The organism is Allotamlana fucoidanivorans, from assembly GCF_006265225.1.
GTDB lineage: Bacteria > Bacteroidota > Bacteroidia > Flavobacteriales > Flavobacteriaceae > Allotamlana > Allotamlana fucoidanivorans.
Map to the genome: position 1 here is coordinate 225,253 of NZ_VDCS01000004.1, position 18,966 is coordinate 244,218.

The window sequence follows — 18,966 nt, forward strand, 5'->3', positions numbered from 1 at the left end:
AATAGCTGTAACATTCTAAACATTTAAACTACTTACAGAGTAACTAAACCATCACATTTGAATAAAGAACTAGAACATAGTTTTGTTGAATTACTTGAAAAGCATCAAAATATAGCGCATAAGGTATGTCGTCTGTACACAAACAATTATGATGCACACAATGATTTATTTCAAGAAATCACCATTCAACTATGGCGGGCATATCCAAAATTTAGAGGAGATGCCAAGTTTAGCACTTGGATGTATCGAGTGGCATTAAACACCGCTATTACTCTATACAGAAAATCAAAGCGTACCATAAACACGCAAGATTTTAGCGGTGTAGAGTTTAAAATAAAATCAGAAGATTATGATAATACTGAAGAAGAACAACTTAAAGTATTATACAAAGCCATACGCCAATTAAATGATATTGATAAGGCACTGATATTTTTATATTTAGAAGACAAAGACTATAGAGAGATAAGTGAAACGTTGGGAATTAGTGAGGTGAACGCACGCGTGAAAATGAATCGGATTAAAACCAAGCTAAAAACCATTTTAAATCCGTAAGATTATGGATGAATTAGATTTATTAAAAAAAGACTGGAATAAGCCGTCTCAGGATAAAAACCTATCTGCAAAAGATATTTATCCAATGCTACATAAAAAATCATCCAGTATTGTAAAAACACTGTTCTACATTAGTATTGCAGAACTTGTTTTTTGGACACTAATTAATGTTTCACCCTATTTTATGTCGGCTAGCTACCGTGCCAAGTTAGATATGGTTTACACCAATCAAACTGTTTTTACCCTAGTAAACATGATAAGCTATGGTATTATATTTCTATTTGTTTATTTACTCTTTAAAGCGCATAAAGCCATTTCTGTGACCGATAGTGCTAAAAAACTTATGGAAAGTATTTTAAAAACCAGAAAAATCATAAAATACTATGTTATTTACAACCTTGTTGTTAGCTTTTTTGCTATGGTTATTGGTATTTATTTTGGCTTAAAAAACAACCCAGAGGCCTCTCGTAAATTTGCCAACGCCACAGATGAGCAACTCTTACTCATGTATGCTGTAATGATTGGTTTTACGGCTGTTTTTGTGGTTATTATCTGGTTGTTTTACAAACTCATTTACGGTTTGTTATTAAAGCGCCTTAACCGAAATTATAATGAATTACAAAAACTAGAATTATAATGTTTATAGCGTTCCTTTTTCCTGAGTTGTGCTCATGATAAAGGTCGGGCTTTACGCTAAAGTTTTGACTCAAAGCACAGCTCGCCAAAAGCTACCGCTTCAATCCCTAACGCGCCAATCTGGCAATTCAATAACGTCACCTGGCAACATGTTATTTATATAAAAATCACCTATCCGTACCCGAACCAATCTCAAGGTAGGAAAACCAACAGCCGATGTCATTTTTCTAACTTGTCTAAACTTGCCTTCTTTTAAAGTAACAGACACCCATGATGTTGGTCCGTGTCTGTCATCTCGTATTTTTTTTTGGCGACTAGGCAATTGAGGTGCTTGATCTAGCTTATAAACCTGGCAAGGTTTAGTTTGGTACTTTTTTCCATGTAGGCCTATAGCAACACCTGTTTGTAGCAACGCAATAGCTTCATCAGTTATGTCACCATCCAACTGAGCAAAATATTCCTTTTCTACATAACTACTATTTACATAATCACTCATTTTTCCGTCGGTTGTGAGTAACAATAAGCCTTCCGACTTTTCATCTAAACGCCCAATAGCCATTATCTCTTCAGGAAAATCATATAATCGACCTAAGAATCGTTTAGATTGCTGTTTAGAATCATTACTCTTAAACTGACTCAAAAAACCATACGGTTTAAAAATTAAAAAATGCCTATGAATGCTTTCAGACATTTGACTTCAAAATTTTATACACAAGTGCTTTGGTTGGTGTTTGGCCTTCTAATTTTAACTTCACAGCCTCAAAAGTCATTTTAAAATCACATCCCGTTTTGTAAGCACTGCACCCATAAGCTGTTTTACCTTTTAAAATGGTGCCTGTGTTACACTTAGGGCAAAGCATCTCTTCGGGTTTTGTACTCTTTGATACTGGTGTTTTTGAGATTAGTTTTAATTTAAAATTTTCATCAAAAGTTAACACTCCTTCCTCCGTTCCGGCTTTGGTTTTAAAGCCTTTTAAATTAACGGTTTCCCCTTTTTGCAAGAGCCTTAAAAATTGGTTGTCAGAAATCTTTTTTTCCTGAAATTTAAACGGAAGAACGAAATTACAACCCTCTTTATATTTTGAACAACCAAAGGCCGACTTACCTTTTATAAGCTGTCCGTTTTTACATTTAGGGCAAGTTTCAGCCGTGATACCTGCATTTTTTTTTGCCTCCTCCTTGGCTTGACGTTTTTTAATTGTAGTGGCATGTGAAATATTAGCGCGCTTCGTTTCGCTCCGCACTTCATAAACCAAAGCATCAACCATGCGCTTCATGTTTCTAATAAAAGCACTGGCACTATAAGTTCCTTTTTCTATATCCTTCAGTTGCTTTTCCCAGAAGCCCGTAAGTTCGGCCGATTTTAGCAACTCATTTTGTATGGTATCAATAAGTTGAATTCCTGTAACCGTGGGCAACACTTGTTTCTTGTTGCGCTTTATATACTTACGCTTAAATAACGTTTCAATAATATTGGCTCGCGTAGACGGCCTGCCAATACCATTTTCCTTCATTAAATCTCTTAGCTCTTCATCATCAACCTGTTTCCCTGCTGTTTCCATTGCCCGAAGCAATGAGGCCTCTGTATACTGGTTCGGTGGCTTAGTTTCTTTCTCTAAAAACGAGGGTTCATGAGGGCCTTTTTCTCCTTTTTTAAACGCAGGCAAAATACCTGATTCTTTTTTCTTACTATCGGACGTTTCAAATACAATACGCCACCCTTTTTCCAAAATCTCCTTTCCTGTGGCTTTAAAATTCACATCCGCAGCATGACCAATTACTGTAGTATTAGCTACGGTACAATCATCATAAAAAACAGCAATAAACCGCTTTACAATTATATCATAAACTTGTTGCTGATTGTACTGTAAATTGGTTTGAATCCCCGTTGGTATTATAGCATGGTGATCGGTTACTTTTTTATCATTAAACACCCTGCTAGATTTTTTAATTTTTTTACCCAAAAGAGGCTGCGTCAACGCGCTGTAATTGGTCAATTTTTGTAAAATATCAGAAACTTTTGGGTAAATATCGGTAGGTAAAAATGTGGTATCTACTCTAGGATAAGTGACCACTTTGCGCTCATATAATGCCTGGACAATCTTCAAAGTATCTTCAGCCGAAAAACCAAACTTGGTATTACAATATACCTGCAAGCCTGTTAAATCAAAAAGCTTTGGTGCGTACTCCTTCCCTTTTTTCTTAGTAATTGAAGCAATTTCAAAATCACTTTCTTTCACCTTGGTGGCTAAAGCCTCACCATCTTCTTTTTTAAAGAAACGCCCTTCTTCATAGCTAAATAAAACATCTCTATAAAGGGTTTGAAGCTCCCAATAGGGCTGTGGTTTAAAATTTTCTATTTCTTTAAACCGATTTACCACCATAGCTAACGTAGGTGTTTGCACCCTACCAACCGACAAAACTTGTTTATAACCACCATGTTTAAGCGTATAAAGTCGCGTAGCATTCATGCCTAATAACCAATCGCCTATAGCACGAGAAAATCCGGCGTAATATAAATTATCATAATTTGTAGCTGGTTTTAAATTCTCAAAACCTTCTTTAATAGCTTCGGTAGTGAGTGAAGAAATCCATAATCTTAAAACCTCTCCTTTATACTGCGCCTCATTCATCACCCAACGCTGAATAAGCTCACCTTCTTGTCCAGCATCACCGCAATTGATAATAACGTCTGCTTTATCAAATAAGCTTTTTACAATTTTAAATTGTTTTTGAATACCCGAATTAGCTACCACCTTGGTTTCAAATTTCTCAGGGAGCATGGGTAAATTATTTAAATCCCAACTTTTCCAATAGGGTTTATAATCATTAGGTTCTTTTAAGGTACACAAATGCCCAAAAGTGTAGGTAACCGCATAACCGTTACCTTCAAAATAGCCATCGCATTTGGTATTGGCTCCTAAAACGGCTGCTATTTCGCGCGCTACACTTGGTTTCTCTGCAATACAGACTTTCATTTGGGTGTCTTAAAATGGAAAGCGCAAAATAGAAAATTCAGAATATATTAAAAAAAGGAATTCTTAGTAGTTATTAACGTAACTACCATTCACGCATTTTATTAAGAGCTTCCTGAGCTTCAAGCTCTTTCTGCGGAATAACTTTTAAGAAGGAAGGGTGCTGTTCAATGGCAAATTCTATCTTTTTTACAATATCTTCTGTAGATTCATTGTCATAATCAATTTCCAATGGGGCTTTAATTTCCATGGATTGTAGAATATTTTTTTTCTTAATGCGCAGTCCTTTTTTATCAAATGATCTCCTAAAACCGTCTATAACAATAGGCACTACTACAGGCTTATAACGTTTAATAATATGAGCTGTTCCCTTTCTAATAGGTTTAAATGGCGTTGTTGTTCCTTGGGGAAAAGTAATAACCCAACCATCATCTAGTGCTTTTCCTATATTAGAAATATCACTCATTCTTACCTGACGATTAACATCTTTACCCTCAGATCGCCATGTACGCTCAATGCTTACAGACCCCACATAAGCTAGAATTTTTGGCAACAAACCTGCTTTCATAGTTTCTTTAGCGGCTACGTAATAAATATTGAGTTTTGGATGCCATAAGTAACCCACATTTTTAATGGAATCTACCCGACCACTTAAACTGGCATTAAACACATGAAACATGGCTACTACATCAGCAAAATACGTTTGATGATTCGATATGAATAACACATTAGTATCCGGCAGATCTTTGATAATTTCAGAACCTTCTATTTGAAGCTCATTGAAGCCTCTAAAGCGCCTGTGCGTCATGGCTCCAAGAACTCTAATCAACCATTTTTTAATAAAAAGTATATGTCCGAATGGATTTCGTTTAAACAATCCCATAAATCACACGTCAAATTTAGTTGGTATTGCAAATGTAGTAAATCTACAGACTAAACCACCGCTTTTATTAAGTCTTTAATCTCACTAAGCATCATGGCTGTTGCTCCCCAAACCACATGGCCGTTAAGAAGAAAAGCAGGTACATTAGTGGCAGCGCTATATGAGGTTTTAATTTTTTTTTCTATGAGAGCTTTTTCATCTAAAAAAACATCTAAGTCTACCTCTATAATATCTTCTACTTCATCTTCCTGCTTAACAAAACGCGGTTTATGCATACTTGTTCCAATAAAAGGGTATACATAAAAATTACTTGGCGGAATATAAACCTTTGAAAGCGCCTTGAATATTTGAACACTATCTGTGGGCACGCCAACTTCTTCATAGGTTTCACGTAGTGCCGTTTCCATTAGGGACTTATCCTGCTTTTCTAGCTTGCCTCCTGGAAAGCCTACTTGAGCAGAATGCACTCCTTTATAAGTTTTTCTTAAAATTAAAACAAACTGGGTTTCTTGTAATTCATTTGGGTAAAATAGTGCTAACACGCCAGCATGCTTTGCTTTTTTAATGGCCTCCTCTTGCTGACTTAAGAAGGCTTTTCGAAATGTAGGTACCATTTTAAAATGCGCGCTTTCGGCTGGAAGCGGGATATTTTTTATTTTTGAAATCGATTGCAAAAAAAAATCAAAATTCATTTATGAGATATCTATTCCTTTTAAGTATGTTTCTTCTTCTTTTAAATTGTGAAGATAAGCAAACTAAAAAGAAAACAACAGACAAAGAAGTTATTGAAAAACCTCTAAAAAACGAAGAGGAGCCTGAGCTTTCTAATACCACACCAAAACGCGAGTTTCCTAAACTAGACTCTCGTAGTGCTATGGATTTCTTTTTAGAGTATAATAAACACCATAAAGAGAATAAAGTACGAATTACAACCGATTTTGGAGAAATAGACATCCTGCTTTATAATGAAACACGTTTTCACCGATGTAATTTCATTTGGTTAGCCAAACAAAAATATTTTGATGGCACGCAGTTTTATAGGGTTATTGATAATTTTATGATTCAAGGGGGTAATAGTGACGACAAAAAAACAGCTAGAAAACGGGCGCATATTGGCAAGTATCTTTTACCACCAGACACCAAGCGCGGTTTCACACATGACAGAGGTGTGATTTCAATGCCAAGTAGTGAAATTGATAATCCTCATAAACTAGCTTCTCCTTATGAGTTTTTCATTGTACAGCAAAAAGGAGGCGCTCATTTTCTTGATGGCGATTATACCATTTTCGGGCATGTAACACGAGGAATGGATGTGGTTGATAAAATTGCAGCAGTTGAAACAGACAGTGCCGATTGGCCTCTAAGAAACATTTACATTAGAAAAGTAGAAGTGATAGAATAATTATTTAGGGTAAATAGACGGTAAGGATATCTTGAATTTAACCGCCAAAAGCCTGGTAACGATTACAACAACACCTGCTACTACAAAAACCAGATTTTCCTTTATAGGAAATTCTCTCAATAAAAAATAAGTAACACCCCCTAATATACATGGTGTTGCATATATCTCTTTTCTAAAAATAACGGGGATTTCGTTACACAAAATATCTCTAATAACACCTCCAAAACTAGCAGTAATAGTCCCCAAGGCAATACATATTATAGGGTGTAAATTGGCATGAATCCCTTTTTCAATACCTACTAGTGTATATAATCCTATACCAATAGTATCAAACAAAAACAAGGATGTTCTCAAATAATTGATGTTACTTCTAAAAAGAATGGCAAATACAGCCGATATAAAGATAACATAGGTATAAGTCATATCGCGCATCCAACTCACGGGGGTGTCACCAATAAGCAAATCGCGCAACGTCCCGCCTCCTACCGAGGTTACAAACGCAATAATTAGGATTCCAAATAAATCCATACGCTTTTCAATAGCCACTAAAACACCCGAAATGGCAAAAGCTATAACCCCTAAAATATCAATTATATAAAACATAAAGCGTTAAATATTAAGTAAAACCAATTACATATTTTGGGTATAAAAATTATAATCTTTTAAAATAACAGCAATAAACTCGGTATCTGTGTTATGCTTTACATTCTTTATATCGGCTACTTCAATAATCTTTGTTCTCAATTTTATAAGTGTTTTATAATCTTTTGCAGATCTCGCTATATTAAAAGTTTCTTTTATGATACGTGCATCGTTATCTGACAACTTTATCACATTAGGATATGTTGGTTTATAGTCTTCTGATAAATGCTCCAAAATAGTATGATTAATAGTCACCTTATCTTTTAAAGCTATTACAGCGGTACCAGCAGCCATATCACCAATACGTTGTGTTTTTTTATTAATTAACATCACAAAAAAACCGAGCCCAAAAATATAAACATCGGCAATCCTAAAAAACCATCGTACTAAATAATCAGAAAAAGCGGCTTGGTACCCATCTATTTTAACAACACGAATTTTCATCACGCGTTTACCAATGGTTTGCCCCTGAAAAAAAGATTCTAATGCCAATGTGTAAAACATCACGGGAAAACTTAATATCGTATTAATAGCTATTTGAGACCATCTGTCCATACTCTCAAAAGCGCCAAAAAACCAGTTTAAAACCAACAAATAACCTACTTTTATAACCATATCAATGATAAATGCCAATAGCCGCTCTCCTGGCCCTGCGGCATTAAAAGTTATTTTCACATTTTGAGTCGTGTTAATTTGTATCTCTGACATTTTATATTTTAATTTATTGTCTATATGAGAGAAGTTTCATTCATCAAGCAAAATAAAGAAAAATGGCTTAGTTTTGAAAAAGCCGTGTTTAATAATGATTTTGAAAATCCTGATGAATTGGCTTCACAATACATTCACCTTATTAACGATTTGGCCTACGCACAAACCTACTACCCCAAAAGTAAAGTTATTGTATATCTTAACCAACTTGCAGCTAAGGCCTTTCAAAAAATATATAAAACAAAACGCGAAGACACCAACCGTATTTTTGGGTTTTGGAAAACAGAAGTTCCGCTTATATGCTATCAATACAGAACTTTTATTTATGTTGCTATAATTATATTTCTTGCGTTTACGTTTATTGGTACTATTTCTGCAGCTAATGATGGTGGTTTTGTGCGTTCAGTTTTAGGTGATGACTACGTTAATATGTCTCTAGAAAATATTGAAGCGGGTGATCCAGTTGCGGTTTATAAGAGTGGTAGTAATTGGGGCAGTTTTATTGGAATAACCATAAACAACCTTAAAGTAGGCATTATAGCCTTTGTACTTGGTATTTTTTTGGGTATTGGCACCCTGTACATTATGTTTAAAAACGCTATTATGCTAGGCTCCTTTCAGTACTTTTTTTATGAAAAACAGGTGTTTTGGGAAAGTGTTCGAGGCATATGGATTCATGGCGCTATGGAAATTTTTGCCATTATGATTGAAGCCGCCGCTGGCTTAATTCTTGGAGCCAGTATTTTATTTCCTGGTACTTACTCACGGTATGCATCTTTGAATCATGGGGCTAAAACAGGAATAAAAATTCTAATAAGTACGTTTCCTTTTACTTTTGTTGCAGGTTTCCTTGAAGGTTTTATAACGCGTTACTCCAACATTATGCCACATTGGTTATCGGTGAGCATTATTGCTATTACTCTAAGCTTTATTTCATTTTATTATTTAATTTACCCTATAAAAGTTCAGAAAAAAATCACCCAAACATTACCAACAAATTTTAACTTTAATTGAAATTAAACCCTACATACGTCTTATTATTTTCACTTATTGCAATGTTTCAGGTGAATCAAGTGTATGCCATAACGTTAATACAAGAACCTATTCATGCCAGACGTTTTGATGATAACTTCAAATCAAGATACTCTAGTGACAAATTCAATTATGAAGGAAAAGTGGTTATTAAAACTACCCCTAGCGGTTCAGGACATTATGAAGATTACAAACAAGAGAAACTAAAGCAAAAGGATGACGATAATTCAAAACAGCTTATTTTTAATCTAGGCCCACTGGCCTATCTGTTTTATATAGCTATTGCTCTAGCGGTTGGTTATCTTGTGTTTATACTTATAAATGAAGGAGGATCGGGGTTATTTTCTTCAAAAGCTAAAAGATCAATAGCTTCTTATGAGGACATAAACGCTGAGAATATTAACAGCACCAATATTGAATCCCTTATTTTAGAGGCTGAAAAGAATAACAATTACAGATTAGCTATCCGATTTTATTACCTTCTTATATTACAAAATCTAAGTACTAATAATCACATACAATTTGAAGATGACAAAACCAATAACGACTATTTAAACGAGGTTTCGGGCACACCCTTTGGTGAAACATTCACCTATATTTCATACCTGTACAATTATATTTGGTATGGCCTATTTCCCGTAAATATGACCAAATATGAAAAGGCTAAACAGCACTTCACCCTATTTTTAAAACAGGTAAATTCATGAAAAAGATTTTACCCGTTTTAATCATCCTAATTGTTTTGGTGGTCTCTGCGGCGATTATGCTCGGGGTAAAATTTCAAAAAACTATAGACTGGGAGGAGTCTTTCAACGAAACGAGTAACAAGCCTTACGGGGTAAGTGTGTTGTACAAAGAACTCCCTAACCTCTTCACACCAAACAAGGTAAGAACAGTGTACCATCAACCTGCCAGTTACTTGAAAGCTCACAAGGCAGATGGGTTTGGAGATCATGAAGCCAAAGGCAGTTTTATTATTATTGGAAACTCAAATTATTTGGAAGCGAGCTCCATTGATGCGCTTTTAAACTTTGTGCATACGGGAAACACGCTCTTTGTTTCAGATTATGTATTTCCTCAAAAAATTCACGATACGTTAAATTTTGATATTGAGTATATAAAAAATGAAATCGATAGTACGTCCTATTTAAGCCTCAAACATTTCGATATTCCAGATATTAAAATTGATAAAAATGTAGGTGATAACTATTTTTCAAGATTTGACAAAACGACATGTGACGCTTTAGGCTATTCTAAAATAAATTACAAACATGTAAATTTTATTAAAATTCCTTTTGGTGAAGGCACTGTTTTTCTTCATACAGAACCGAAAGCCTTTACCAATTACAACATCTTAAAAGAGAATCGCTTTAGGTATATAGAAGGTGTATTATCCCACTTACCGAATAGCGATTTATATTTTGATTCTTACTCTAAAATTCAAACGGGCTATGATGGTAATGTTGAAAAACAATCTAACTTAAGTTGGTTTCTTGACCAAACATCATTTAAATGGGCTTGGTATACCGCCATTCTGTTTGGAATATTATTTATGATTTTTAATGCTAAACGGCGGCAACGTATTGTAAAAACCATCCGTCCCTTGCAAAATACAACCGTTGGTTTTGTAGAAACGGTATCAAACTTATATTTTGAAACTCAAAATCATAAAAACTTAGTACAAAAAAAAGTAACTTACTTTCTTGAAAAAATAAGAACAGATTACAATATGGATACGTCTACTTTAGATGAGTCCTTTATTAAAAAACTGGCTTCAAAATCAGATAAGAACATTGAAGATGTAAAAAAAATAGTAGATTACATCAATTGGCTTAACAGTAAAAATGAGTTTTTTGAAGAAAACCTCATCAAGCTTAATAGACATATTGAATCATTTTATGCGAAATAATTATGGACGACAACAACATGCCCCAAGATCATTCAGATTTCATGCCAAAGCAAGACCCACATACTAGTTCAGAAAACCAACCAACCGTGGAATCTGAAAGTGAATTGACATTTCAAAACAGACTCGACTTATCCGAATTACAACAAAATGTTCAAATCATAAGGAACGAAATTGGCAAAGTTATTGTTGGCCAAAAAGACATGGTTGATATGCTTATTGCCTCACTTTTAGCGAAAGGCCACGCCCTAATTGAAGGTGTTCCTGGTGTAGCAAAAACAGTTACGGCCAAATTACTGGCAAAAGCATTGAACGTTGGGTTTAGCAGAATACAATTTACGCCAGACCTAATGCCTAGCGACATTCTAGGTACTTCTGTATTCAACCTTAAAGATTCTGAGTTTGAATTTAAAAAGGGGCCTATTTTTTCAAATATGATTCTAATTGATGAGATTAACCGCGCTCCAGCAAAAACACAGGCGGCTCTTTTTGAAGTGATGGAAGAACAACAAATTACCATTGATGGTAATAGGTTTACACTTAACGCTCCTTTTATGGTTTTAGCTACACAAAACCCCATTGAACAAGAAGGCACCTATAGATTACCTGAAGCGCAATTGGACCGGTTTTTATTTAAAATTGATGTGAACTACCCTAATTTAGACGAAGAAGTTGAAATATTAAACAGAGAACATCAATGGCAAGACAAAATAAAAACCAATGAGGTCTCTTCTTTTTTACAAGCCAATCAAATAACACATTATCAAAGTTTAGTTACTCAAGTTTTAGTTGAAGAACACCTTTTAAAATATATTGCACAACTCATTGTGTCCACAAGAAATAATCCGTTTTTATATTTGGGGGCATCACCCAGAGCTTCTATAGCCATTTTAAAAGCAAGCAAAGCTTTTGCTGCTATGGCTGGCAGAGATTTTGTTACGCCTGAAGACATAAAACGTGCTGCTATTCCTGTGCTTCATCATAGAGTCATTGTAACACCAGAACGCGAAATGGAAGGCGTGAATAGTAAGCAGATTATAAAACAAATTATTGAATCGACTGAAATTCCTAGATAGTAAATAATATACCAGAAAAAGATATAACCTTGACACTTTTAAAGTCATTTTACATACAACCCCGTTTTTTTTATGTAGGTATAAGCATTGTTGTTCTATTTGCTTTAAGCTATTTTGTTTCGGTGCTGTTTAATGTAGCTCAACTTCTTCTTTTTATTCTGGCACTTCTGTTTTTATTTGATTTTTTAATCATTTTTATAGGAAAAAATAAAATTGTAGCAACACGTATTTTACCAGATAAATTCTCAAACGGCGACAAAAATACGGTAGTACTAAAACTAACCAACCAGTATTCATTTTCAACACATTTAGAAATTATTGACGAAATCCCTGTTCAATTTCAGATTAGAGATTTCAAAATAAATACGTGTGTGTCATCAGGAAAAGCAAAAGAGATTTCATACCAATTAAAACCAACAGAACGTGGAGAATATCACTTTGGAAAATTAAATATATACACCTGTTCCGTGCTAAAATTAGTAGCCAAACGTTACATGTTTTGCCATCATACTATGGTACCTACCTATCCTAGTTTCTTGCAGCTAAAAGCATTTGAACTTTTAAATATCAATAAAAATGCATTAGAATACGGATTAAAAAAAACGAGACGCCTAGGGCATTCCATGGAATTTGAGCAAATTAAAGACTATGTAACTGGAGACGATTTAAGAACCATAAACTGGAAAGCTACAGCCAAAAAAAATCAGCTTATGGTGAATCAGTTTCAGGACGAAAAATCACAACCCGTCTATACCTTAATAGACAAAGGGCGTGTTATGAAAATGCCTTTTGAAGGCTTAAGTCTTCTTGATTATGCCATTAATTCGGCGCTTGTTATTAGTAATGTTGTATTAAAAAAACATGATAAAGCAGGTATGCTCTCTTTTTCAAAACGTATTGAAAATATTGTAGCTGCTGAGCGCAGAAATGCTCAAATGCAACTCATATTAGAATCCCTTTACAATGTTAAAACAGATTTTTTTGAAACCGATTTTAGCAGACTCTACGGAAACATAAAAAGACATATAACCCAACGTAGTTTGCTGTTAATGTACACCAACTTTGAAACTCTTGATGGTTTAGAAAGGCAACTTCCGTATTTAAAAGCCATTAACAAGAGTCATTTACTTGTGGTCATTTTTTTCAAAAACACTGAGCTCAATAAAATAATACAAACCAAGGCTAATACAGTTAAAGACGTGTATAACAAAGTAATAGCCGAAAAGTTTGCTTTTGAAAAACGTCTTATTGTAAATGAGCTCAAAAAATATGGCATACATGCTATCCTTACATCACCCGAACATTTAACCATTAATACCATCAATAAATACCTTGAACTAAAAGCAAGAGGCTTGTTATAAATGGTCAAGGTGATTTTTACATGAAAATTGGTCTTTCAAATGAATTTATTTTACTAACCATTACGCGGTTTCATTTAACCAAGACCTCATCATCAAAATTAGTTTTTTCTTTTTAACACCATTCAATATCATATATACTACTTATTATTCAACATATTTAATTTATAATTAACTATCAAAACTATAAATTTTATTGATAGTTTTTATATTTTTATAACCTGAATTTGTACGATATGACAATAACACAATTATACTATGTTTTGGCTGTGGCCGAAAACCAAAATTTCACCAAAGCGGCTGAAAAATGTTTTGTAACGCAACCTACCTTAAGTATGCAAATACAAAAATTGGAGGATCAACTGGATGTTCAAATTTTTGATAGAAGCAAAAAACCCATTGAACTTACTGAAGTAGGTAAAAAGATTGTAACACAAGCCAGAAATATTGTTAACGAATCTTACCGAATTCAGGATATTGTAGATCAACAAAAAGGATTTATAGGAGGCGAATTTAAGTTAGGAATTATTCCTACTATTATGCCTACATTGCTTCCTATGTTTCTTAAAACCTTTATAAAAAAGCATCCTAAGGTCAAACTAAAAATAGAAGAATTAACGACTGAAGAAATTATAACTCGAATTAAAGAAGGGCACCTAGACGCTGCTATTGCGGCCACTCCTCTTGAAGATGAAAATATAAAAGAGCGTGTACTTTATTTTGAACCCTTTGTAAGTTACATTCCAAAAGGGCACAAGCTTCACAAAAACAAAACCATAGATATTACCGAATTAGACATCAATGACATGCTATTACTTGAAGACGGGCACTGTTTTAAAGACAGCGTACTTCACTTATGCAAAGGCTTAAAAAATCATACAGACGATAAATTTCAACTTGAGAGTGGTAGTATTGAAACGTTAATAAAATTATCAAATGAAGGTTTGGGTATGACCCTCTTACCCTTTTTACACACTTTAGATATTAATGATAGTGAAAAAGAGAATCTACACTACTTTAAAGAGCCTTCACCTGCCCGTGAGGTTAGCATTATTTACCACAAAAGCGAATTAAAAATGCAAATTATTGAAGCACTTCAAGATGTAATATCTGGTATTATACGCGGTGCGATTGCATTTCAAAATGTAAAAATAATAAGTCCATTACCTAAATAGGAAACAAAACAGCGACCACAATGGGTCGCTGTTTTTATTCTTTTAAATAAATTAAACATTGATTTAAATCTGGGTTTTGCCGTACTAAAGAATAAATAAATATTTTAAGTTCTTCAATTTCATAAGGCAACAATCTTTCAAGTGCCTTTTGTACTTCTTTGCAAAACAGTGTTGTATCAAAACTAACTTTATTTAGTATAGTTTTAGTGTACTCAAGCATTGCTCTCGCCATTTTTTTGTTAAGGTTTTTTGATGTTGTTTGTATAGTAGATTTGGTAATAGGCTTGTTATTTTTATTAACGCTTAAATTTACTAAAAAAAACGTTAACGCATTTATTTTAGTAGAAAATTAACACATTAAAATTTGTTATCACCATCCAGTAAATCGCCAAGACCTCCTAATATACTCCCTTCTCCCTTATCTTTACCGCCTCCTTTTGGCGCAGCGGCCCATACACGTCCGGCTAACCTACTAAAAGGTAAAGACTGAATATAAACGGTTCCTGGCCCCTGTAACTTGGCAAAAAACAAACCTTCACCACCAAAAATGGAGTTTTTTATACCTCCAATAAATTCAACATCGTAGTCAATCGTTTGATCAAAACCAATAATACACCCTGTATCAACCCTTAATATTTCACCAACTCCTAATTCTTTAACGGCGGTGGTACCTCCAGCATGAACAAACGCCATACCATCACCTTCAAGTTTTTGCATAATAAAGCCTTCACCACCAAATAGCCCACGCCCCAGTCTTTTTGAAAATTCAATACCAATACTCACTCCTTTTGCCGCGCATAAAAAGGCATCTTTTTGACAAATAAACTTACCGCCAAAACGTGTTAAATCAATAGGAATTATTTTTCCAGGGTAAGGTGATGCAAAAGACACATGCCGTTTTCCCGATAAGGTGTTATAAAACGCTGTCATGAATAAACTCTCTCCTGTTAATATACGCTTTCCTGCACCAAGTATTTTCCCTAAAAACCCAGAATCTTTCTGTGAGCCATCACCAAAAATAGTTTCCATTTTTATACCATCATCCATCATCATAAAACTTCCTGCTTCGGCTACCACACCTTCTTGCGGATCTAACTCAATCTCCACATATTGCATTTCTTCACCATAAATTTTATAATCTATTTCATGTGCTGTCATAAAACTTTATTTTAATTGTTATTAGACTATTTGTTAATGTTCCTTGAATTTTGTTACAAAAAAGCGATTATTCCTTTTTAAGCTTAACACTCCATTCAAAAGAAAAGCTAGAAACGATATCTCCTGAACCATCTACACCTGTTGATGTTAATGTGACAACCTGCCCCTCACCTGTTTCAATAGCGTGTTTTAAAACAGCATCAATGTTATGCCCGTCGTTACAAGTAAAGTTGATTCTCCCTATTGCCTTTTTTGTAAATGAAGCCTGATTTGAAGTGACCAACATAGACATGCGCCTTCCTGTATTTTGAATTTTAAGCATCATTAACGCGCCTGTTGAAAACTCTGCAGCCATACCTTGCACCGCCCAAAACATAGATTTAAATGGGTTTTGATTAATCCAACGGTACTTTACAGTGACTTCACATTTTGAATCATTTAATTCTTTTGCTCTTACCCCACAAATAAACGCTGCAGGCAGCTTAAATAACATGAAACTATTTAGTTTTCTGGCTGTTAAACGCATAATAACACAACTTTAATTTGCAGTAAGTTATGAAATTAATGCCTATTAGTAAATGTTAATATTTTGTTAATTTTAAGTACTATGCGTAACATAATACTTGTTTTTAGACATATATTTGCATAAGAAACTATTATATGTTTTAATCATTCATCAAAAAATCATGTTAAACAATCATCACAAAAACATCGCCACCTTCATTCACCTTTCTACTTTTAGTCGGTTTTTTATTCCTTTCGGAAACTTTATTGGCCCCATTATATTATGGATTACTAACAAAGAGAAATCTGATTTTATAGACAACCATGGCAAACAGACAATTAATTTCCAAATGAGTATTCTACTATATGCTATTATTTTGGGGACACTAACCATTCCGTTTTTTGTATTCAAAATATTTAACGGTATAGACTTTATTGAATTTCATGGCTTTGAAAACTTTAGCTTTAATATAGGCAAACCATCACCACTATTATACTTAGGAGGATTTTTGGGAGCCATTGCTATATTAGGATTTATTATAGAACTGGTATTCATTGTTATTGCCAGCCTTAAAGCTAGAGATGGAAAACGCTTTAACTACCCATTGACCATTCAGTTTTTAAAATAAGTTTAATCAAATGATTACTAGTAGAAACACAGACTAAAAAGAATAAAACATTTCATCAAAATAATCATCATCAAATCCATCAAAAAATGAACAGTTTCACCACATTAAACGCATGACAACATGAAGATAGAAAACACAAAAGCACAAATGCGTAAAGGCGTTTTAGAATTCTGCATACTCTCTGTTTTGAAAGATCAAGACGCCTATGTAGCAGAAATTTTAGAAACGCTGAAAGACGCCAAGTTGCTCGTAGTAGAGGGTACTATTTACCCTTTGCTTACCCGATTAAAAAACGCCGGACTTCTAAACTATCGTTGGGAAGAGTCCACCTCTGGTCCTCCAAGAAAATATTATGGCCTAACCGAAACAGGTAAGCTGTTTTTAAAAGAATTGGATACCACTTGGAATGAATTACAAAATGCCGTTAACATAGTAACCGCCAAAAAAAATACTACAAATGAATAAAACTGTCAACATAAATTTAGCAGGTATATTTTTTCATATTGATGAAGATGCGTACTTAAAACTACAACGCTACCTGGAGGCTATAAAACGTTCATTTACCGACTCTCAAGGTCGTTCTGAAATTATAGCAGATATTGAAGCACGTATTTCTGAATTGTTTAGTGAACGTGTACAAAATGACAAACAAGTTATTGGATTGAAAGAAGTTGACGAGATTATTGCCATAATGGGGCAACCTGAAGACTATCTGGTAGATGATGAAATATTTGAAGATGAGCCAAAGGTAAACTATAAGCAAAAATCTTCACCGTCTAGACGTCTGTTTAGAGACACTGAAAACTCCTATATTGGTGGTGTATCATCTGGTTTAGGTCACTATTTTGGCATTGATGCTATTTGGATTAGACTCGCTTGGATTCTACTCATATTTGGTGCTGGCACAGGTATTCTTTTATACATTCTACTTTGGATATTAGTCCCTGAAGCTAAAACAACGGCTGAAAAACTGATTATGACAGGTGAACCTGTAAACATTAGCAATATTGAAAAAAAAATAAAAGATGGCTTTGATACCGTGACCGATACTGTTGGCGACGTTGCTAAAAATGTCAGTGACTCGGTATCAAATGCAGCCAAAAATGTAGATGTAAAAAAACATGCTAATTCTATAAAATCATCATCAAGAACTTTTTTTGACACCTTAGCAGATGTTATTATGTTTTTCTTCAAGGTGATTGCAAAATTCATTGGTGTGATACTCATTATTGTTGGGGCAACAACCATTATAGCATTAATCATTGGTTTATTTTCATTAGGTATAGCAGATATTGTACACATCCCTGGACTAGATATGGTTGAAATTGCCAATGCTGGCAACACCCCGTTATGGCTTGTTTCTTTACTTGTATTTTTCACCGCTGGTATTCCTTTCTTTTTCCTATTCTATTTGGGTTTAAAGATTCTTATCAACAATTTAAAATCTATTGGTAACATCGCCAAATTCACCCTTCTAGGCTTGTGGCTTATGTCTATCATAGCTCTCATTGTTGTAGGTATAAGACAGGCTAGTGAACATGCTTTTGAAGAATCACATATTACAAAAACTGAGCTGGCCATTACCGCAACAGATACATTAATTGTAAAAATGGTAAATGATGATAAATTCAATCGAAATTTCTACCGTCATAACAATTTAAAAGTGGCGCATGATGCCGAAGGAAACAAGCTAATATACTCTGCAGACATAGATATTATAGTAAAATCAACCACTGATTCTGTGGCATCTATAGCCATAGAAAAAAGTGCCGATGGCAGAAATTATGAACGCGCCATTGAACGTGCCAAAAATATTGACTATAATTTCAGTTTCAATAATAACACCTTATTTCTAGACTCTTTTTTCAGTACCGATCCAGTAAACAAGTTTAGTGATCAAGATATTAATATCACCTTATATCTTCCTGAAGATATGGTAGTTTTTTTTAATAATAACACTAAATCCTTTTTAAATTACAGAAAATATGATGGCAACATTGTATCTAGTAAAACCACCAGTCATTATTTAAAAATACTTGAAAATAATTCAGAATGCTTAGACTGCCCCATTGAAGAAAAAACCATTAAAGTAGATACACCTGGTTTAAAAATAAATGATGATGGTATTGAAATTCATGCAGACGAAACACATGTAAAAATAGACCGCTCTGGGGTTAAAGCAGAAGCTGAAGACGTAAAAGTTAAAATAGATTCAAACGGTATAGAAATAAAAGCCGAAGAGTAACAATTCATCAATAAAAATCAACAATTCAGATATTCAGATTAAAAAACAATTACCAAAGTCTTGATATTTGAACAACTCATCAATC

At 34.1% G+C, this 18,966-nt stretch carries 21 protein-coding genes; 12 read left to right on the forward strand and 9 right to left on the reverse strand.

Annotated features, from left to right (window positions below; genetic code table 11):
• The first annotated feature begins 57 nt into the window (after positions 1-57).
• Both FGF67_RS05375 and FGF67_RS05380 read left to right on the forward strand, forming a co-directional pair.
• Positions 58-552 (forward strand): RNA polymerase sigma factor, encoded by a 495-nt coding sequence (locus FGF67_RS05375; RefSeq protein ID WP_139695467.1) that lies wholly within the window; start codon positions 58-60, stop codon positions 550-552.
• Positions 553-556: 4 nt separating this feature from the next.
• Positions 557-1,189 carry a hypothetical protein gene (locus FGF67_RS05380; protein WP_139695469.1) on the forward strand — a complete coding sequence of 211 codons (633 nt, stop codon included), beginning with the start codon at positions 557-559 and terminating at the stop codon, positions 1,187-1,189.
• Positions 1,190-1,288: 99 nt separating this feature from the next.
• On the opposite strand, the gene FGF67_RS05385 is transcribed toward FGF67_RS05380, so the two are convergent.
• The 4 genes from FGF67_RS05385 to FGF67_RS05400 form a co-directional block, all read right to left on the reverse strand.
• Positions 1,289-1,879 carry a pseudouridine synthase gene (locus FGF67_RS05385; protein ID WP_139695471.1) on the reverse strand — a complete coding sequence of 197 codons (591 nt, stop codon included), beginning with the start codon at positions 1,877-1,879 and terminating at the stop codon, positions 1,289-1,291.
• On the reverse strand, positions 1,872-4,166 hold the full coding sequence (locus tag FGF67_RS05390; protein WP_139695473.1) for a type IA DNA topoisomerase: 2,295 nt from the start codon (positions 4,164-4,166) through the stop codon (positions 1,872-1,874). Before FGF67_RS05390 ends, FGF67_RS05385 begins: the two co-directional genes overlap by 8 nt.
• 82 nt (positions 4,167-4,248) lie before the next feature.
• Positions 4,249-5,046: a lysophospholipid acyltransferase family protein gene (locus FGF67_RS05395; RefSeq protein ID WP_139695475.1), complete on the reverse strand. Its 798-nt coding sequence runs from the start codon at positions 5,044-5,046 to the stop codon at positions 4,249-4,251.
• 50 nt (positions 5,047-5,096) lie between these two features.
• Positions 5,097-5,660, reverse strand: coding sequence for an NUDIX hydrolase (locus FGF67_RS05400; RefSeq protein WP_317128502.1), 564 nt, complete (start codon positions 5,658-5,660; stop codon positions 5,097-5,099).
• A gap of 80 nt (positions 5,661-5,740) precedes the next feature.
• Here FGF67_RS05400 and FGF67_RS05405 point away from each other — a divergent pair, with 80 nt between their 5' ends.
• On the forward strand, positions 5,741-6,448 hold the full coding sequence (locus FGF67_RS05405) for a peptidylprolyl isomerase (protein WP_139695478.1): 708 nt from the start codon (positions 5,741-5,743) through the stop codon (positions 6,446-6,448).
• On the opposite strand, the gene FGF67_RS05410 is transcribed toward FGF67_RS05405, so the two are convergent.
• Positions 6,449-7,051 carry a trimeric intracellular cation channel family protein gene (locus FGF67_RS05410; protein ID WP_139695480.1) on the reverse strand — a complete coding sequence of 201 codons (603 nt, stop codon included), beginning with the start codon at positions 7,049-7,051 and terminating at the stop codon, positions 6,449-6,451.
• A gap of 27 nt (positions 7,052-7,078) precedes the next feature.
• Positions 7,079-7,798 (reverse strand): RDD family protein, encoded by a 720-nt coding sequence (locus FGF67_RS05415; RefSeq protein WP_139695482.1) that lies wholly within the window; start codon positions 7,796-7,798, stop codon positions 7,079-7,081.
• 24 nt (positions 7,799-7,822) lie between these two features.
• Here FGF67_RS05415 and FGF67_RS05420 point away from each other — a divergent pair, with 24 nt between their 5' ends.
• The 6 genes from FGF67_RS05420 to FGF67_RS05445 all read left to right on the forward strand — a co-directional run bounded on the left by FGF67_RS05420 (position 7,823) and on the right by FGF67_RS05445 (position 14,345).
• Entirely contained in the window at positions 7,823-8,812 is a 990-nt protein-coding gene (locus tag FGF67_RS05420) for a stage II sporulation protein M (protein WP_139695485.1), read from the forward strand.
• On the forward strand, positions 8,809-9,537 hold the full coding sequence (locus FGF67_RS05425) for a hypothetical protein (RefSeq protein ID WP_139695487.1): 729 nt from the start codon (positions 8,809-8,811) through the stop codon (positions 9,535-9,537). Before FGF67_RS05420 ends, FGF67_RS05425 begins: the two co-directional genes overlap by 4 nt.
• A complete protein-coding gene (locus FGF67_RS05430) occupies positions 9,534-10,739 on the forward strand; it encodes a DUF4350 domain-containing protein (RefSeq protein WP_139695490.1) in 1,206 nt (401 codons plus the stop codon). Before FGF67_RS05425 ends, FGF67_RS05430 begins: the two co-directional genes overlap by 4 nt.
• A 41-nt stretch (positions 10,740-10,780) precedes the next feature.
• Positions 10,781-11,812 carry an AAA family ATPase gene (locus tag FGF67_RS05435; RefSeq protein WP_139695580.1) on the forward strand — a complete coding sequence of 344 codons (1,032 nt, stop codon included), beginning with the start codon at positions 10,781-10,783 and terminating at the stop codon, positions 11,810-11,812.
• Between the two features lie 29 nt (positions 11,813-11,841).
• Positions 11,842-13,173, forward strand: coding sequence for a DUF58 domain-containing protein (locus tag FGF67_RS05440; RefSeq protein WP_139695492.1), 1,332 nt, complete (start codon positions 11,842-11,844; stop codon positions 13,171-13,173).
• Between the two features lie 233 nt (positions 13,174-13,406).
• The gene (locus FGF67_RS05445) at positions 13,407-14,345 is read left to right on the forward strand and encodes a hydrogen peroxide-inducible genes activator (RefSeq protein WP_139695494.1); all 939 of its coding nucleotides are present in this window, start codon (positions 13,407-13,409) and stop codon (positions 14,343-14,345) included.
• A gap of 34 nt (positions 14,346-14,379) precedes the next feature.
• Here FGF67_RS05445 and FGF67_RS05450 read toward each other — a convergent pair whose 3' ends face one another.
• The 3 genes from FGF67_RS05450 to FGF67_RS05460 all read right to left on the reverse strand — a co-directional run bounded on the left by FGF67_RS05450 (position 14,380) and on the right by FGF67_RS05460 (position 16,029).
• Entirely contained in the window at positions 14,380-14,577 is a 198-nt protein-coding gene (locus FGF67_RS05450; protein WP_139695496.1) for a hypothetical protein, read from the reverse strand.
• Positions 14,578-14,702: 125 nt separating this feature from the next.
• Positions 14,703-15,503 (reverse strand): TIGR00266 family protein, encoded by an 801-nt coding sequence (locus FGF67_RS05455; RefSeq protein WP_139695498.1) that lies wholly within the window; start codon positions 15,501-15,503, stop codon positions 14,703-14,705.
• Positions 15,504-15,570: 67 nt separating this feature from the next.
• Complete coding sequence (locus FGF67_RS05460; RefSeq protein ID WP_139695499.1) at positions 15,571-16,029, reverse strand: DUF4442 domain-containing protein; 459 nt, start codon at positions 16,027-16,029, stop codon at positions 15,571-15,573.
• 160 nt (positions 16,030-16,189) lie between these two features.
• Between FGF67_RS05460 and FGF67_RS05465 the strand changes: the two genes are divergently transcribed.
• The 3 genes from FGF67_RS05465 (at position 16,190) to FGF67_RS05475 (ending at position 18,881) form a co-directional block, all read left to right on the forward strand.
• On the forward strand, positions 16,190-16,636 hold the full coding sequence (locus tag FGF67_RS05465; RefSeq protein WP_139695501.1) for a DUF4870 domain-containing protein: 447 nt from the start codon (positions 16,190-16,192) through the stop codon (positions 16,634-16,636).
• A 120-nt stretch (positions 16,637-16,756) separates the two neighbouring features.
• On the forward strand, positions 16,757-17,101 hold the full coding sequence (locus FGF67_RS05470) for a PadR family transcriptional regulator (RefSeq protein ID WP_139695503.1): 345 nt from the start codon (positions 16,757-16,759) through the stop codon (positions 17,099-17,101).
• On the forward strand, positions 17,094-18,881 hold the full coding sequence (locus FGF67_RS05475) for a PspC domain-containing protein (protein WP_139695505.1): 1,788 nt from the start codon (positions 17,094-17,096) through the stop codon (positions 18,879-18,881). Before FGF67_RS05470 ends, FGF67_RS05475 begins: the two co-directional genes overlap by 8 nt.
• Positions 18,882-18,966 lie beyond the last annotated feature (85 nt).

Excerpts from the sequence above, each read along its gene's own strand:
- FGF67_RS05405 (WP_139695478.1), top strand. The coding sequence starts at position 5,741 with ATGAGATATCTATTCCTTTTAAGTATGTTTCTTCTTCTTTTAAATTGT.
- FGF67_RS05470 (WP_139695503.1), top strand. The coding sequence starts at position 16,757 with ATGAAGATAGAAAACACAAAAGCACAAATGCGTAAAGGCGTTTTAGAA.
- FGF67_RS05460 (WP_139695499.1), bottom strand. The coding sequence starts at position 16,029 with ATGCGTTTAACAGCCAGAAAACTAAATAGTTTCATGTTATTTAAGCTG.
- FGF67_RS05415 (WP_139695482.1), bottom strand. The coding sequence starts at position 7,798 with ATGTCAGAGATACAAATTAACACGACTCAAAATGTGAAAATAACTTTT.
- FGF67_RS05395 (WP_139695475.1), bottom strand. The coding sequence starts at position 5,046 with ATGGGATTGTTTAAACGAAATCCATTCGGACATATACTTTTTATTAAA.
- FGF67_RS05430 (WP_139695490.1), top strand. The coding sequence starts at position 9,534 with ATGAAAAAGATTTTACCCGTTTTAATCATCCTAATTGTTTTGGTGGTC.
- FGF67_RS05445 (WP_139695494.1), top strand. The coding sequence starts at position 13,407 with ATGACAATAACACAATTATACTATGTTTTGGCTGTGGCCGAAAACCAA.
- FGF67_RS05400 (WP_317128502.1), bottom strand. The coding sequence starts at position 5,660 with ATGGTACCTACATTTCGAAAAGCCTTCTTAAGTCAGCAAGAGGAGGCC.
- FGF67_RS05435 (WP_139695580.1), top strand. The coding sequence starts at position 10,781 with ATGCCAAAGCAAGACCCACATACTAGTTCAGAAAACCAACCAACCGTG.
- FGF67_RS05410 (WP_139695480.1), bottom strand. The coding sequence starts at position 7,051 with ATGTTTTATATAATTGATATTTTAGGGGTTATAGCTTTTGCCATTTCG.
- FGF67_RS05465 (WP_139695501.1), top strand. The coding sequence starts at position 16,190 with ATGTTAAACAATCATCACAAAAACATCGCCACCTTCATTCACCTTTCT.
- FGF67_RS05450 (WP_139695496.1), bottom strand. The coding sequence starts at position 14,577 with ATGGCGAGAGCAATGCTTGAGTACACTAAAACTATACTAAATAAAGTT.
- FGF67_RS05385 (WP_139695471.1), bottom strand. The coding sequence starts at position 1,879 with ATGTCTGAAAGCATTCATAGGCATTTTTTAATTTTTAAACCGTATGGT.
- FGF67_RS05475 (WP_139695505.1), top strand. The coding sequence starts at position 17,094 with ATGAATAAAACTGTCAACATAAATTTAGCAGGTATATTTTTTCATATT.
- FGF67_RS05455 (WP_139695498.1), bottom strand. The coding sequence starts at position 15,503 with ATGACAGCACATGAAATAGATTATAAAATTTATGGTGAAGAAATGCAA.
- FGF67_RS05420 (WP_139695485.1), top strand. The coding sequence starts at position 7,823 with ATGAGAGAAGTTTCATTCATCAAGCAAAATAAAGAAAAATGGCTTAGT.
- FGF67_RS05390 (WP_139695473.1), bottom strand. The coding sequence starts at position 4,166 with ATGAAAGTCTGTATTGCAGAGAAACCAAGTGTAGCGCGCGAAATAGCA.
- FGF67_RS05380 (WP_139695469.1), top strand. The coding sequence starts at position 557 with ATGGATGAATTAGATTTATTAAAAAAAGACTGGAATAAGCCGTCTCAG.